This is a genomic window from Actinoplanes utahensis, assembly GCF_016862455.1.
In the GTDB taxonomy this organism is placed as follows: domain Bacteria; phylum Actinomycetota; class Actinomycetes; order Mycobacteriales; family Micromonosporaceae; genus Actinoplanes; species Actinoplanes utahensis.
In genome coordinates this window covers 19,646-33,361 of sequence record NZ_BOMZ01000012.1, presented here as the reverse complement: position 1 = coordinate 33,361, position 13,716 = coordinate 19,646, and the positions used below count along the sequence as shown (strand labels likewise).

Below are 13,716 nucleotides of genomic sequence, written 5' to 3'. Positions count from 1 at the left end.
GGCGACCCTATCGCCCGGGACGGGCGGCGCCCCTGGTCGGGTCGAGGAACACGTACCGGATCTCCGGGAAGCGGGCCCGCAGCCGCTGTTCCGCCTCGTCCGCCGCCGCCTCGATGTCGCGGCCGGAGGCGTCGTCGGCGAAGTCGACCTTCGCGGCGACCAGGATCTCGCCCGGCCCGATCCGCATGGTCAGCAGCGTCGGCACCGCGGTCACCACCGCGATCGCGGCCAGGTCCTCGGCGATCCCGGCGTGGATCCGGGCCGGCACCGCCTGCCCGACCAGCAACGACGCGTTGCTGCGGGCCAGCATGGTCGCCACCACGAGCAGCAGCAGCCCGATCAGGATGGACGCCACCCCGTCCCACATCTCGTCGCCGGTCACCTGCGCCAGGGCCAGGCCCGCCGCTGCCAGCACCAGGCCGATCAGGGCGGCGGCGTCCTCGAAGAACACCGCCTTCACCGTGGTGTCGGACGTGTGCCGCAGGAACCGGCGCGGCGTGGTCCGCCAGCGGCCCGCCTCGCCCCGGATCTGCTTGACCGCCTTGGCGAACGAGACGCTCTCGGCCAGGAAGGCGACGGCCAGGACGATGTACGACACCAGATAGTCGCCGGTGTGCTCACCCTCGACGATCGTGACGACACCGTGGTAGATCGAGAACCCGGCGCCGCCGACGAACGTGAAGATCGCCGCGATGAAGGCCCAGATCCAGCTCTCCTTGCCGTACCCGAACGGGTGTTGTTCGTCCGCCGGTTTGCGCCCTCGGCGCAACGCGACGTAGAGGAAGACCTCGGTGACGGTGTCGGCCAGGGAGTGGGCCGCCTCGGAGAGCATCGCGGCCGAGCCGGAGATCAGCCCGGCGACCAGTTTCGCCACCGAGATGGCCAGATTGGCGGCTCCGGCGACCAGGACGGTGCCGACGCTCTCCGACGTGGCGGGCGGTTCGGTGGGGGCGACGAGGGGGGTTTCAGCGGAGGTCACGAATGCGGTCTTCCCCGGCACAACGACGGATAACCGTCGCGCACACACGCCTGCTAGCGTTGCGTCTCGTGTCGCGCACTCGGACCGAGCGCCTGGTTAACCTGGTCATCTGTCTCCTGTCCACGCGGCGGTTCCTGACCGCCGCGCAGATCGCCCTGACCGTGCCCGGTTACGAGCACGATCCGTCCGACCCACGTGACCACGAGGCGTTCCAGCGCAAGTTCGAGCGGGACAAGGCCGAGCTGCGGGAGCTGGGCGTGCCCCTGGAGACGGGCACGGCGAGCATCTTCGACCAGGAGCCGGGTTACCGGATCGCGCAGCGGGAGTACGCGCTGCCCGACATCCTGCTCGAGCCGGACGAGGCCGCCGCCGTCGGCATCGCCGCCCGCCTGTGGCAGCACGCCGGGCTGGCCGCCGCCGCGTCGTCCGGCCTGGCCAAGCTCCGGGCCGCCGGGGTCGAGGTGGACCCGCAGGCCACCCTCGGCGTGGAGCCGGTGGTCACCGTCGACCCGTCGTTCGGCCCGCTGACCGCGGCCGCCCGGGACCGTCGCGCGGTCACCTTCAAGTACCGGGTGCCCGAGGTCGACGAGCCGAGCACCCGCCGGCTGGAGCCGTGGGGCGTGGTGTGCTGGCGCGCCCGGTGGTACGTGGTCGGCCACGACCGGGACCGGGACGCCCCCCGCTGCTTCCGGCTGTCCCGGATCGTCGGCGACGTCCGCGCCGCCGGCCGTCCCGGCGCCTTCGAGCCGCCGGCCGGCGCCGACCTGATCAGTCACGTGCGGCGGTTCTCCGGGCCGATCGCCCGCAACGGCCGGGCCACCGTGACGGTCCGTCCCGGGCGGGCGGCCGGGCTGCGCCGGCTGGCCGCCGAGGTGCTGCCGGGCCCGGACGGCGACCGGCTGACCATCAACTACGGCGACGTCGAGTGGCTGGCGTCACGGATCGCCGGGTACGGCCCGGACGCCCGCGCCGACGGCCCGCCGGAACTGCGCGAGGCCGTCGTCCAGCATCTCAAAGAGCTGATCACCCGGCACGAGGTCGTGGCGGTGACGGCATGAGCACGGCGCGCACCCCGTCGGGGGACCGGCTCGGCCGGCTGTTGAACCTGGTGCCGTACCTGCTGGCCCGTCCCGGCATCCTGATCTCCGAGGCGGCCGCCGATCTCGGTGTCACCGGCAAGCAGCTGCGCGAGGACCTGGAGCTGCTCTGGGTCTGCGGGCTGCCGGGGTACGGCCCCGGCGACCTGATCGACATGGCCATCGACGGCGACCACGTGACGATCAGCCACGACGCCGGCATGTCCAAGCCGTTGCGGCTCAACCCGGACGAGGCGCTGGCCCTGGTGGTGGCGCTGCGGATGCTCGCCGAGACGCCCGGGATCGGCACCCGCGACGCCATCGAGCGGGCCCTCGCCAAGATCGAGAACGCTGCCGGGGACCTGGCCGACGCGCCGGTCACCGTGCGGATGCCGGCCAACCAGAAGCGGCTGGCCGAGGTGCGTGCCGCGGTGGAGTCCGGGCACGCGCTGCGGCTCACCTACTACACGTCGGCGCGGGACGAGACGACCGACCGGGTGGTCGACCCGATGCGGATGCTGATGGTCGGCGGTTTCAACTACCTGGAGGCGTGGTGTCGCCGGGCCGAGGCGACCCGGCTCTTCCGGATCGACCGGATCGACGCGTTCGCCGAGCTGGACGAGCCGTCCGCGCCGCCGGTCGAGGCGGTGCCGCACGACGTCACCGGCGGCGTCTTCCGGCCCGGCCCGGAGCTGCCGCTGGTCACCCTGCGGGTGGGCCGGGGCGGTCGGTGGATCACCGAGTACTACCCGGTCGAGCAGGTCGTCAAGGACGCCCCGGAGTGGCTGGTCACGATGCGGGTCACCGACCTCGGCTGGGCGCAGCGGTTCCTCACCGGCCAGGGCCGCGACGTCACCGTGATCGGCCCGCCGGAGCTGCTCGAACGGATCCGGGCGCAGGCGGCCACCGCCCTCGATCAGTACGCCGCGCCGCAGGCCCTCGCTGCCGACGCGCCCGCCGGCCGGTAGGGTTGCGGCGTGCTGATGTGGGTCTGGATCGCCGTGGTGGTGCTGGCTGTGGTCGTCCTGGCTGCTGCCGGGACGAGGGTCGTGGGGCGGTTGCAGGGGTTGCAGCGGGCCGCTCGCAAGTTGCAGCATCGTCAGGAGGAGGCGCTGGCGTTGCAGGTCAAGGCCGAGCGGATGCAGCAGACGATGCTGGAGCTGCAGCAGCGAGCCGAGGCGGCGCAGGGCCAGGTCGCGCAGATCAAGGCCGGTCTGGGCCGGCGCTGAGCCGTTCCCGGCTGTTGTCCTGACCTTCCCAAGATCATAAGAAACCGGAAGGATCCAGGGGGCAACTTCGCCGGGATACACACGTACGATGGACCCCGCAACCTGATCCGACCGACTGGAGTCTCCCATGGGCGCCCTCAAGCCATGGCACATCATTGTTCTCGTTGTTGTGCTGATCCTGCTCTTCGGCGCGAAGCGACTGCCTGACGCGGCGCGGTCCCTCGGCCGCTCGCTGCGGATCATCAAGGCGGAGACCAAGGGGCTCGTCGACGACGACAACAACGTCGCGGAGAAGGCGGAGCCCCAGCACAGCCGCACCCCGTTGCAGGGCGAGGTCCAGCAGCCCTACCAGCAGCCGGGCTACCAGCAGGCGCCCCCGCCGGCCGGCTACCCGCAGCAGGCGCCCCCGCCGCCGGCCGGGTACCCGCAGCAGGCGCCGCAGGGCTACCAGCAGCCGCCGGCGCAGCCGTTCGTCGACCCGGTGCAGCACCGCACCAACGACCGCTGACCCGGACCGATGGCACTGAGCCTGCGTAAGAAAAAGGGACCGACCAAGTTCCAGCAGGCGGCCGACGGCTCGATGACGCTCATCGAGCACGTTCGGGAGCTGCGAAACCGGCTGTTCTTCGCGTCCCTCGGCATCGTGGCCGGCCTGGTCGTCGGCTTCATCCTCTCCGAGTGGGTCTTCGATCTGCTCCGGGCGCCCTACTGTGGTCTCGACACGTCGTGGTCGCTGGCGAAGGTCGGCCGGGGGACGTGTGATTTCCTCACGTTGGGCGTGGCGGATCAGCTGATCCTGAAGCTGAAGATCGCGCTCTGGGTCGGTCTGATCGTCGGCGCGCCGGTCTGGCTCTACCAGCTGTGGGCGTTCATCGCGCCCGGCCTGCACCGGCACGAGCGCAAATGGGCGTACGTGTTCGTCGCGATCGCCGCGCCCCTGTTCATCGGCGGCGCGACCCTCGCCTACTTCGTGGTGAAGCACAGCCTCAAATTCATCATGACCGCCGGTGTCATCGGTGAGACGACGCAGCTGGAGATCACGCAGTACACCGGCTTCGTCACCAGCATGATCATGATCTTCGGGGCGGCGTTCGAGTTCCCGCTGGTCCTGCTGATGCTGAACTTCACCGGCGTGGTCTCCGCCCGGCGGCTGCTCAGCTGGTGGCGGACCGTGGTCTTCCTGTCGTTCGCGTTCGCCGCGGTCGCCACCCCCGACCCGGGGCCGTTCGGCATGACGCTGCTGGCCGCCTGCCTGTCGCTGCTCTACTTCATCGCCGTCGGCGTGGCGTTCCTCAACGACAAGCGCAAGGGCCGTGGCAAGGAGATCTACGCCGGCCTCGACGACGACGCGATCTCCGAGCTGCCCGAGGAGCGGATCCCGGTCGGCGCGTCCGACCCGATCGAGGCCCCGAGCGCCGTCGAGGGCCCGAGCCCGGTCGAGCAGCCCCGGCCGATCGAGCGGCGCTTCGACGACATGACGTGATCTAGGCACGGGTCGCGGGCGGGTCTATCGTCTGCGGCTGTGACGGGCGACTTCATCGCGGTGCTGGCCAACCCCTCGGCGGGGCGCGGCCGGCACCGCGATCTGCTTCCCGGGGTGCTGCGAGCGCTCGCAACGGCCGGGCACACCGTGCGGCCCCTGGTGGCCGGCAGCGGCGTGGAGGCCGAGCACGCCTGTCATCAGGCGGTGGCGGACGGGGCGGCGGCGGTGGTGGCGGTCGGCGGCGACGGGACGGTGCACCGGGCCCTGCAGTCGGTGGCCGGAACCTCGACCGGATTCGGGGTGGTGCCGGCCGGGACGGGGAACGACTTCGCGAGCGCGGTGGGCGTACCCCGCAATCCGCTCGAAGCCGCGGAGGGGATCGCCGCGGCGTTGCGGGACCGGCGTGACCACCGCTTCGATCTGGCTCGCACCCGTGACGCCCACGGTGCGCGGCGCTGGTTCTGCGCGGTGCTGGCGGCGGGCTTCGACGCGCTGGTCAACGAGCGCGCCAACCGGATGCGCCGGCCCACCGGCCCGCGCCGCTACGACCTGGCGATCCTGCTCGAACTGGCCCGGCTCCGGGCGCGTGGCTACGTGGTGTGCGTGGACGGCGTGGAGCACCGGTTCCCCGCCGAGATCGTCGCGGTCGGCAACTGCGCGAGTTACGGGGGCGGGATGCGGATCCTGCCGGACGCCGACCCGGCCGACGGGCTCCTCGACGTCATCTTCGCGGCGCCGCTGGGGCGCGGTGGGCTCACCCGACTGAAACCGCGGCTGCGGCACGGCACCCACGTCGGCGATCCGCGGGTCACCGTGCTGCGGGCGCGCGAGGTGCGGATCGAGGCCGCGGGCATCGTGGCGTACGCCGACGGCGAGCGGCTCGGCCCGTTGCCGCTCGAGGTGAGCTGTGTGCCGGGTGCGATTCGGTTGCTGCGCTGACCAGCGGGTCAGATTTCCGCGGGCGGGCCGAACGGTAAGGCATGACGAACTCGATCAGCAGCAGCAACCGGCCGTCGGTGACCAGCCTGGCGACCTCGGTGTTCGGCAACGCGCGGGAGGCGATGAAGGCGATCGCCGACGCGGCGACCAGCCCGTCGGCCGAATCACCGGCCGCGACCGCGGAGACCGCCGCGAAGAAGGGCCGCCGCGGTGTCTCGCTGGACCGTTATGCCTGATCCGGCGCTATTTCTCTGACGGCAGTGCGAGCGCCAGAACCGCCGACAGGCCGTTGGGCTTGCCCGCGTCCGCGGCCGGCACCACCAGTGCCGTGCAGCCCGCCTTGACCGCGCCCGCGTCGGCCGGAGTGTCGCCGACCATCAGCGTGTGCTCGGGATCCACGCCGAGCAGCCCGCACGCCCGGTAGAAGATCGCCGGGTCGGGTTTGATCCGCCCCAGCTCGAAACTCAGCGCGAACGCGTCGACCAGGGTGTCCAGCCCCCAGGCGGCGAACAGCGGCCGGATGTCGAAGGCGATGTTGCTGACCACCGCGACCTTGACGCCCGCCTCGTGCAGCTTGCGCAGCGTCGGCTCGGTGTCCGGGTAGGGGACCCAGCCGTCCGTGGTGAGCAGCCGCTCGTAGAGGGCGTCGGCGAGGCCCTCGACGTCGCTGTGCACGGTCGCGGCCAGCCCGGTGTAGGCGGCCCGGTGACTGTGCGCGTACAGGTCACGGTCGGCCCAGTGCTCGGCCAGATGCGGCGGCACCCGGTTCGGCAGCGGGCCGCCGGCCCGGCCCGCGGTCAGCAGTCGGTCGGCCAGGATGGTCGCCTTCCCCCGGTCCAGATCGGCGCCACAGGCCGCGGCGGCGGCGAGAACCCAGGTCAGGGGATCCTCCACCTGCGCCAGGGTGCCGTGGAAGTCGAACAGCACGGCCTCGACGGGCCGCACGGGATGGGCGGGAGGATTCGAGACATGCGGCACGTCGTGCACCTTACCGAGCGCCGGTGACGGCCCCGACGGCCCGTACACCCCAATACCGTGCTGCGTTTTGTCACACCCACGAACTAGCCTGGTGTTCATGACGAGTCCCGCCGAGAAATATGCGGCATCAAAGCGGCGGGCGGCGCGGGTCGCCAGCTACCCGGCCCTCGAGGATTTCATGCTCGACGTGGGCTTCGACCTGGACGACTTCCAGCGCCAGGCGTGCGAGGTCCTGGAGCGCGGCAGCGGGGTGCTGGTCTGCGCGCCGACCGGCGCGGGCAAGACCGTGGTCGGTGAGTTCGCGGTGCACCTGGCGCTGCGGTCGGGCGAGCGCAAGTGTTTCTACACCACCCCGATCAAGGCGCTGTCGAACCAGAAATATCACGACCTGGTGCAGCGCCACGGCGCCGACAAGGTCGGCCTCCTCACCGGCGACAACGCGATCAACGGCGACGCCCCGGTGGTGGTGATGACCACCGAGGTGCTGCGCAACATGCTCTATTCCGGCTCCGACCAGCTGCGCAACCTGGCCTATGTGGTGATGGACGAGGTGCACTACCTCGCCGACCGGTTCCGCGGCGCGGTCTGGGAAGAGGTGATCATCCACCTGCCGGCCTCGGTCACCCTGGTCTCGCTGTCCGCCACGGTCAGCAACTACGAGGAGTTCGCCGACTGGCTGGTCACCGTCCGCGGGCAGACCGAGGTGGTGGTCAGCGAGCACCGGCCGGTGCCGCTCTGGCAGCACATGCTGGTCGGCAAGCGGATGTTCGACCTGTTCCACGACGCCGACGCGGCGAAGAAGCACGACGTCCACCCCGAGCTGCTGCGCTACAGCCGGGAGATGGAGCGGCGGCTGGAGATGACCGACCGGGCCGGCGCCGGCTGGCGCGGCGGCCGCGGGCGGCGCTGGCAGCCACCGCCGCGGGCCGAGGTCGTCGACCGGCTGGAGCGGGCCGACCTGCTGCCGGCCATCCTGTTCATCTTCAGCCGGGCCGGCTGCGACGCGGCCGTCAAGCAGTGCCTGGACGGCGGCCTGCGCCTCACCGGCCCGGACGAGCGGGCCGAGATCCGGCGCATCGTCACGGCCAAGGTGGCGCACCTGCCCGCCGAGGACCTGTCGGTGCTGGGTTACTGGGAGTGGCTCGACGGCCTGGAGCGCGGCGTCGCCGCCCACCACGCCGGCATGCTGCCCGCCTTCAAGGAGGCGGTCGAGGAGTGCTTCGTCAAGGGCCTGGTCAAGGCGGTCTTCGCCACCGAGACCCTGGCGCTGGGCATCAACATGCCGGCCCGCTGCGTGGTCCTCGAGCGGCTCGTGAAATTCAACGGCGAGGCCCACGTCGACCTCACCCCGGGGGAGTACACCCAGCTCACCGGCCGGGCCGGCCGCCGCGGCATCGACGTCGAGGGCCACGCCGTGGTGCTGTGGAGCCCCGACGTCGACCCGCGCCACGTGGCCGGCCTCGCCTCCACCCGCACCTATCCGCTGCGCTCCTCGTTCCGCCCGTCCTACAACATGGCGGTCAACCTGGTCGGCACCGTCGGCGCGGAGAAATCCCGGGAGCTGCTGGAGTCGTCGTTCGCCCAGTTCCAGGCGGACCGGTCGGTGGTCGGCCTGGCCCGGCAGGTGCAGCGCAACGTCGAGACCATGCAGTCGTACTCCGAGGACGCCACCTGCCACCACGGCGACTTCGACGAGTATTTCGGGCTCCGCGTCGCCATCGCCGACCGGGAGAAGGCGCTGTCCCGCCAGGGCGTCCAGCAGCGCCGCTCGGCCGCCGTCTCCTCGCTGGAGCGGCTGCGGATCGGCGACGTGATCCGGGTGCCGCAGGGCCGGCGGGCCGGCCTGGCCGTGGTCCTGGAGCCGGCCGCCACCGGATTCGGCGAGCCGCGCCCGCTGGTGCTCACCCAGGACCGCTGGGCCGGCCGGGTCAGCCCCGGCGACTTCGGCGGCGAGGTCGAGGTGCTGGCCCGGGTGCGCGTGCCGAAGAATTTCAACCACCGCTCGCCGGGCGCCCGCCGGGATCTAGCGGCCCAGGTCAGCGCCACCGGCCTGGACCGGCACCCGGACCGCAGGCGCAGCGGCCGGAGCAAGGGCAACCCCGGTGAGGACGCTGAGATCGCCCTGCTCAAGGTGCAGATGCGGCAGCACCCCTGCCACGCCTGCCCGGAGCGGGAGGACCACGCCCGCTGGGCCGAGCGGCGGCACCGGCTGCTGCGTGACACCGACACGCTGCGGGCCAAGGTGGCCGGGCGCACCGGTTCGCTGGCGCGCACCTTCGACCAGGTGTGCGCGGTGCTGACCGCCCGCGGTTACCTGTCCGCCGACGGCGAGGTGACCGAGGCCGGGCGGATGCTCGGGCGGATCTGGTCGGAGGCCGATCTGCTGGTCGCCGAGTGCCTGCGCCAGGGCGTGTGGGACGGTCTGGCCCCGGAGGAGCTGGCCGCCGCCGTCTCGATGGTGCTCTACGAGTCCCGCCGCGAGGGCGAGGACCGGGCGAACGTGCCGAAGGGCCCGATCAGCGCCGCGGTCGACGCCTGCGCCAAGCTGTGGGGCGAGATCGCGGCCGACGAGAGCGAGCACGGGCTGTCGCTGACCCGCGAGCCCGACCCCGGCTTCGTCTGGCCGATGTACCGGTGGGCCCGCGGCGAGCCGCTGGCCCGGGTGCTGGCCAGCGGGGCCTACGACGCCGACATGCCGGCCGGTGACTTCGTCCGGTGGGCGCGGCAGGTGCTCGACCTGCTCGGTCAGGTCCGCGAGGCGGCCGCCGCCTCACCGAGCGTGAAGGAGACCGCCCGCAAGGCGATCACCGCGGTGAACCGGGGGGTGCTGGCTCTGCAGAGCGCCCTCTGAGGACGGCGATCATCGCGGATGGTGAATCTCCGTTGACGGCCACTTTGGGCTGAATCAAGAATTGCGGCGGCGGCATCGACGTCGCTGATTCCCCAATGGTCGGGAGACAGAGGACATGGGCTCGGGCTCACCGCATCTGATCGGATGGTCCGGTGACGCGGTGGCGGATTCGGTGCTGGCGGTCATCGACGCCGACACCGCGGTCATCGAGTTCTCGGTGTGGGGCGACTGGGACCGGCGGCTGTCCGCGCAGGCCCGGGTGGTGCTCGACAAATGCCTCGCCGAGCACCCCACCGGGTTGATCATCGACCTGCACCGGCTGCATGACCCGCACGCGGTGAGCGCGCCGCTCTGGCTCACCGCGTGCGCCAAGGCCGCGGCCATGCAGCCGCCGGCCGCGGTCGCGGTGTGCCTGCCCGCCTCGGCGCCGCTGGCCCGCCGGTTGCGGCGGCTCGGCGCCCGCGACTGGCTGGTGCTCTACGCCTCCGTGCCGCAGGCGCGGGCCGTGCTGTCCGGCCGGCACCCGCTCGCCGACCGGCTGCGCCTGGCCCTGCCCCCGGACCCGGCGGCCGCCATCCAGGCCCGCAGCCTGGTCACCGACGCGTGCACCGGCTGGGGCCTGGGGCACCTGTGCGAACGCGCCCGGCTGGTCATCTCCGAACTGGTGGTGAATGCGGCCGAACACGCGGGCACCGACATCGAAGTGATCGCGTCGTCGCGCGGGCGGACCGCGTCGAACGGGGCGGCCGCCCTGCACCTGGCCGTCTACGACGGGGACCAGACACTGCCGCGGGTGCCGGACCCGGTCACCGGGCCGCTCGGCGCGTCCCTGACCGACCGGGGCCTGGGGCTGCGGATCGTCGGGGCCGCCGCGTCGGCGTGGGGTGCGCTGCCCGCCCGCGGTGGCAAGCTGGTGTGGGCGATCATCCGTACCCGGCCGGAGGAGCAGTGGTGAGCGGGACCAGGATCGACGGCGCACGTGACGGCGACCGTCTGCTGATCACGCTGTGCGGCAGCCTCGACGCGATGTCGGTGGAGGCGCTGCAGAGCCAGCTCTACGACCTGGCCCGGGTGCACGACCTGATCGGCTTCGGCGTGCCGGTCCGGCAGATCCACATCGACGTGGCGGGCGTCGACTTCTGCGACGCCGCCGGCCTGCGCATGCTGGTGGCGGCGCGGCGGGTGGCCGAGGCCCGGCAGGCCACCTGCCACCTGCACGGCCCGCAGCCGCACCTGCGCTGGCTGCTGCGGGCCACCCGCGCCGACGGTCTCTTCGCTATCTCGGGACCGGAGGGACGATGACCGGCCGGCCGTGATCGCTCAGCGTGGTGACGATCCGGTGGGTCTTGCCGAGGCTCTGGGCCTCCATCGTGAATGCGGTGATCCATCCGGCCGCGTCGGTGGTCACGTTCACCCGGACGGCGCCGCCGAGCCTGGAGAACACCTGCACCGAGCCCGGAGCCCCGATCGGCAGGAAGGAATCGGCCGCGGTGATCGAGGACTCGCCGGGCTGCACGTACACCCAGTAGAGACCGGGCCCGGCCGACCGGACGTCCTGGATCGCCTCGGCGAACCGGGACAGGCCCATCGGGTCGCTCATGTCGGCGGCGCCCGGCATCGACGTCCAGGTGAGCCGGGCGCTGCTCCGCACCCAGGTCTTCGCGCCGTCGACGCGCAGCGCCTCGAATCCACCCGGAAGGTCACCGCCGGTCAGTCGCCGTTCCGCGACCAGGCGACCGGCTTTCGCGTCGTAGGCGCCCGAGGCGGTCAGGTTCTGTCCGGCGGGCAGATCACCCTGAACCCGGTAGGCGTACGGAGCGGCGCGGGTCCGGTTCAGGATCGTGGTGAACTCGTCGACGACGACCGGGTAGGAGGGCGCGGGGGCGGCCGGGGCGGGACTGTCCGGCGACGGCGGGCCGACACAACCCGCGGTGAGCAGGACAGCGAGCAGCGGCACGATGCGGTGGCTTCTCGACAGGTCGTGCCGCGACAGCATGAATCTCCCCCGTGGATCACTGAGCCGGTGATCTTAGAGGGCTCACCGGGCGGAGTTCAAGCGGGCCAGGAGCGGGCCTCGGCGTCGAAGAGGCGCGGGTCGCTCTGGATCGGGACGACGCAGAGCAGGTGGCCGCCGGGCGCCCGCAGTGTCTGGTGACCGCCGTGGTCGGCCACCAGCGTCGCGCCGAGCGAGAGCAGCCGGGCCGCCTCCGCCGCCACGTCGTCGCTCTCGATGTCCAGGTGATAGCGCGGGGCGTCGTCGACCGCCTGCACGTCCACCGCGAGGCCGGGGAAGGCGTCGTGGAGGGCGATGAACTCCTCCTCACCGGGAACCGGCTGCGCGGTGGTGCCGAAGGCGCCGGCCCAGAACTTCGCGGCGGCGGGCGTGTCGGCGGCGGGCGTGTCGATGAAGAGCCCGAACAGGCGACTGCGATGCATGATCAGACCTTACCGATAGAGACCGTCCAACAGCGACCCGTAGCGTTCCTCGGCGACCCGGCGGCGCAGCTTCAGCGACGGGGTCAGAAGCCCGCTCGCCACGTCGAGGTGTTCGTCCAGGATCGCGAACCTCTTGATGGTCTCCCACGGGTTGAGGCCGGCGTTCAGCCGGTCCACGCAGGCGGCGACCTCGGCCTCCACCTCGGGGGTCCGGGCGACCCCCTCGTCCAGGTCGATCAGGGCGGTGACGTACTTGCGCTTGTCGCCGTGCACCAGGATCTGGGCCGCCAGCGGGCACAGCGCCTTGAACCTCGCCTCGATCGCCTGCGGGGCCACGTACTTGCCGTTCGAGGTCTTGATCAGGTCTTTCTTGCGGTCGGTGATCCGCAGCGAGCCGCGGTCGGTGACCTCGCCGATGTCGCCGGTGTGCAGCCAGCCGCCGGCCAGCACCTCGTCCGAGCTCAGGCCGTGGTAACCCCGCATGATCCCCGGGCCGCGCAGCAGCACCTCGCCGTCCTCGGCGATCCGCACCTCGGTGCCGGGCAGCGGGCGGCCGACGGTGCCGTACTCCGGATCGTCCGGCCGGTTGAAGATCGTGGTGGCGCAGGACTCGGTCAGCCCGTACCCCTCGGCGATCGGCAGCCCGACCGCGCCGAACCAGGACGCGATGCCGGGGTCGAGAGCGCTGGCGCCGGAGATGAAGTACCGCATCCGGCCACCGAACCGGGCCCGCACCTTCGACAGCAGCACGTCGGCGAGCGGGTTGTGGTGCCCGGCCTTGACGGCGAGCGCGAACAGCCGGCCCTTCAGCCCGCCGCCGATGGTGGCGCCGACCCCGGCGTACACCTTCTCGAAGATCCTCGGCACGGCCGGCATGATGGTCGGCCGGACCTCGGCGAGGCGCTCCACGATCCGGCTCACGTCGCCGTCCACCGCGAACTCGAAACCGACCGACAGCTGGCAGGACAGCAGCGCCTTGCCGAAGGCGTGCGACAGCGGCAGCCACAGGTAACCGACGTCGTCGGGGCGCACGATGCCCATCGCCTGGATGGCCAGGCCCTGATAGACCCACGCGTCGTGGGCGATCCGCACCCCCTTCGGCAGGCCGGTGGTGCCGGACGTGTAGATCAGCGTGGCCAGATCGTCCGGCCCGATCGCCGCGGTGGTGCGATCGACCAGGTCCGGTTCCTTCTCCAGCGCGTCCCGGCCGCTCGCCCGCAGTTCGCCGAGGTCGTCGAGGCGGAACACGCGCTCCACGTGCGGGGCGACCTTCTCCTGCTGGGCGGCGTCCTCGGCGAACGCGAACCGGCTGCCCGAGTCGGTGAGGATGTGCGCGACCTCCTCCGCCGACGACGACGGATACACCGTGGTGGTCGCGCCACCCGCGCACATCACCGCGAAATCCGCCTCGATCCACTCGACCCGGGTGCCGGACGCGATCGCCACCCGGTCCTCCCGGCGCAGGCCCGCGGCGAGCAGGCCGGCGGCGATCTCGCGGACCGCCCGCGCGGTCTCGGCCCAGGTCTGCGCGGTCCACGCACCGCCGGTCCCGGGCTTGCGATAGGCGACGTCATCGGGGGTACGGTCGGCGCGTGCCAGGAACATCGCGCCGAACGACGACGGGCTGTCGCGCCGCAACTCGGTCAGAAATCGCTCTTCGTGTGCGGGGGCGGTACACGGCGTCACAAGGTCTCCTCTGATATTCCCGTGAATATTCTGTGTCACCGCCCGGCCGGGCCGCCCGG

15 protein-coding genes are annotated in these 13,716 nt (G+C 72.1%); 10 read left to right on the top strand and 5 right to left on the bottom strand.

What is annotated here, in order from left to right:
* Window positions 1–7: 7 nt before the first annotated feature.
* On the bottom strand, window positions 8–979 hold the full coding sequence (locus Aut01nite_RS03110) for a cation diffusion facilitator family transporter (protein WP_043533683.1): 972 nt from the start codon (window positions 977–979) through the stop codon (window positions 8–10).
* Between the two features lie 68 nt (window positions 980–1,047).
* On the opposite strand from Aut01nite_RS03110, the gene Aut01nite_RS03105 reads away from it, so the two are divergent.
* The 7 genes from Aut01nite_RS03105 (at window position 1,048) to Aut01nite_RS03075 (ending at window position 5,942) form a co-directional block, all read left to right on the top strand.
* Complete coding sequence (locus Aut01nite_RS03105; RefSeq protein WP_043533808.1) at window positions 1,048–2,037, top strand: helix-turn-helix transcriptional regulator; 990 nt, start codon at window positions 1,048–1,050, stop codon at window positions 2,035–2,037.
* Window positions 2,034–3,023, top strand: coding sequence for a helix-turn-helix transcriptional regulator (locus tag Aut01nite_RS03100; RefSeq protein WP_043533684.1), 990 nt, complete (start codon window positions 2,034–2,036; stop codon window positions 3,021–3,023). Before Aut01nite_RS03105 ends, Aut01nite_RS03100 begins: the two co-directional genes overlap by 4 nt.
* 15 nt (window positions 3,024–3,038) lie before the next feature.
* A complete protein-coding gene (locus Aut01nite_RS03095; protein WP_043533809.1) occupies window positions 3,039–3,284 on the top strand; it encodes a hypothetical protein in 246 nt (81 codons plus the stop codon).
* Between the two features lie 127 nt (window positions 3,285–3,411).
* The gene (gene tatA / locus Aut01nite_RS03090) at window positions 3,412–3,792 is read left to right on the top strand and encodes a Sec-independent protein translocase subunit TatA (RefSeq protein WP_043533685.1); all 381 of its coding nucleotides are present in this window, start codon (window positions 3,412–3,414) and stop codon (window positions 3,790–3,792) included.
* A gap of 9 nt (window positions 3,793–3,801) precedes the next feature.
* Window positions 3,802–4,767 (top strand): twin-arginine translocase subunit TatC, encoded by a 966-nt coding sequence (gene tatC, locus Aut01nite_RS03085; RefSeq protein ID WP_043533686.1) that lies wholly within the window; start codon window positions 3,802–3,804, stop codon window positions 4,765–4,767.
* A 39-nt stretch (window positions 4,768–4,806) separates the two neighbouring features.
* Window positions 4,807–5,706, top strand: coding sequence for a diacylglycerol kinase family protein (locus tag Aut01nite_RS03080; protein WP_043533687.1), 900 nt, complete (start codon window positions 4,807–4,809; stop codon window positions 5,704–5,706).
* Window positions 5,707–5,747: 41 nt separating this feature from the next.
* Complete coding sequence (locus Aut01nite_RS03075) at window positions 5,748–5,942, top strand: hypothetical protein (RefSeq protein ID WP_043533688.1); 195 nt, start codon at window positions 5,748–5,750, stop codon at window positions 5,940–5,942.
* A 7-nt stretch (window positions 5,943–5,949) separates the two neighbouring features.
* Here Aut01nite_RS03075 and Aut01nite_RS03070 read toward each other — a convergent pair whose 3' ends face one another.
* On the bottom strand, window positions 5,950–6,693 hold the full coding sequence (locus Aut01nite_RS03070) for an HAD family hydrolase (RefSeq protein ID WP_043533810.1): 744 nt from the start codon (window positions 6,691–6,693) through the stop codon (window positions 5,950–5,952).
* An 88-nt stretch (window positions 6,694–6,781) separates the two neighbouring features.
* Here Aut01nite_RS03070 and Aut01nite_RS03065 point away from each other — a divergent pair, with 88 nt between their 5' ends.
* From Aut01nite_RS03065 to Aut01nite_RS03055, 3 genes are all read left to right on the top strand, one after another.
* Window positions 6,782–9,535 (top strand): DEAD/DEAH box helicase, encoded by a 2,754-nt coding sequence (locus Aut01nite_RS03065; protein WP_043533811.1) that lies wholly within the window; start codon window positions 6,782–6,784, stop codon window positions 9,533–9,535.
* A gap of 115 nt (window positions 9,536–9,650) precedes the next feature.
* A complete protein-coding gene (locus Aut01nite_RS03060) occupies window positions 9,651–10,490 on the top strand; it encodes an ATP-binding protein (protein ID WP_043533689.1) in 840 nt (279 codons plus the stop codon).
* Window positions 10,487–10,837 (top strand): STAS domain-containing protein, encoded by a 351-nt coding sequence (locus Aut01nite_RS03055; protein ID WP_236643219.1) that lies wholly within the window; start codon window positions 10,487–10,489, stop codon window positions 10,835–10,837. The genes Aut01nite_RS03060 and Aut01nite_RS03055 overlap by 4 nt, the downstream gene beginning before the upstream one ends.
* On the opposite strand, the gene Aut01nite_RS03050 is transcribed toward Aut01nite_RS03055, so the two are convergent.
* Genes Aut01nite_RS03050 through Aut01nite_RS03040 form a run of 3 tightly spaced genes read right to left on the bottom strand, consistent with a single transcriptional unit; the run spans window position 10,812 to window position 13,657 of the window.
* The gene (locus Aut01nite_RS03050; protein WP_043533691.1) at window positions 10,812–11,531 is read right to left on the bottom strand and encodes a hypothetical protein; all 720 of its coding nucleotides are present in this window, start codon (window positions 11,529–11,531) and stop codon (window positions 10,812–10,814) included. The genes Aut01nite_RS03055 and Aut01nite_RS03050 overlap by 26 nt on opposite strands.
* A gap of 56 nt (window positions 11,532–11,587) precedes the next feature.
* Window positions 11,588–11,971: a VOC family protein gene (locus Aut01nite_RS03045; RefSeq protein WP_043533692.1), complete on the bottom strand. Its 384-nt coding sequence runs from the start codon at window positions 11,969–11,971 to the stop codon at window positions 11,588–11,590.
* A gap of 9 nt (window positions 11,972–11,980) precedes the next feature.
* Window positions 11,981–13,657, bottom strand: a complete 1,677-nt coding sequence (locus tag Aut01nite_RS03040) for an AMP-dependent synthetase/ligase (protein ID WP_236643220.1) — start codon at window positions 13,655–13,657, stop codon at window positions 11,981–11,983.
* Between the last annotated feature and the right edge of the window lie 59 nt (window positions 13,658–13,716).

Excerpts from the sequence above, each read along its gene's own strand:
- Aut01nite_RS03065 (WP_043533811.1), top strand. The coding sequence starts at position 6,782 with ATGACGAGTCCCGCCGAGAAATATGCGGCATCAAAGCGGCGGGCGGCG.
- Aut01nite_RS03045 (WP_043533692.1), bottom strand. The coding sequence starts at position 11,971 with ATGCATCGCAGTCGCCTGTTCGGGCTCTTCATCGACACGCCCGCCGCC.
- tatA (WP_043533685.1), top strand. The coding sequence starts at position 3,412 with ATGGGCGCCCTCAAGCCATGGCACATCATTGTTCTCGTTGTTGTGCTG.
- Aut01nite_RS03095 (WP_043533809.1), top strand. The coding sequence starts at position 3,039 with ATGTGGGTCTGGATCGCCGTGGTGGTGCTGGCTGTGGTCGTCCTGGCT.
- Aut01nite_RS03050 (WP_043533691.1), bottom strand. The coding sequence starts at position 11,531 with ATGCTGTCGCGGCACGACCTGTCGAGAAGCCACCGCATCGTGCCGCTG.
- tatC (WP_043533686.1), top strand. The coding sequence starts at position 3,802 with ATGGCACTGAGCCTGCGTAAGAAAAAGGGACCGACCAAGTTCCAGCAG.
- Aut01nite_RS03075 (WP_043533688.1), top strand. The coding sequence starts at position 5,748 with ATGACGAACTCGATCAGCAGCAGCAACCGGCCGTCGGTGACCAGCCTG.
- Aut01nite_RS03060 (WP_043533689.1), top strand. The coding sequence starts at position 9,651 with ATGGGCTCGGGCTCACCGCATCTGATCGGATGGTCCGGTGACGCGGTG.
- Aut01nite_RS03100 (WP_043533684.1), top strand. The coding sequence starts at position 2,034 with ATGAGCACGGCGCGCACCCCGTCGGGGGACCGGCTCGGCCGGCTGTTG.